The following is a 255-nucleotide window of genomic DNA, read 5'->3' on the forward strand; positions in this document are numbered from 1 at the left end:
GCCTCGCCGAAAGCGGCGCCTCGCAGTTTGCGCCGCTCTATGCCGACGAGATGGGCCTGTTCGACAAGATCAACACCATCGTGCAGCGCATCTACCGCGGCTCGGAGGCGATCGCCGACAAGTCGGTCCGCGACCAGCTGCACGCCTGGGAGGCGCAGGGCTACGGCCACCTGCCGGTGTGCATGGCCAAGACCCAGTACTCGTTCTCGACCGACCCCAATCTGCGCGGTGCGCCTGTCGGCCACACGGTGCCGG

1 protein-coding gene is annotated in these 255 nt (G+C 67.8%); it reads left to right on the forward strand.

Going from position 1 to position 255, the window contains the following annotated elements:
* The coding region (locus C7I85_RS30385) for a formate--tetrahydrofolate ligase (protein WP_146149038.1) at window positions 1-255 on the forward strand (255 nt) is incomplete at both ends.

Source organism: Pseudaminobacter soli (ex Li et al. 2025) (genome assembly GCF_003012705.1).
GTDB classification, from domain to species: Bacteria; Pseudomonadota; Alphaproteobacteria; order Rhizobiales; family Rhizobiaceae; genus Pseudaminobacter; species Pseudaminobacter soli.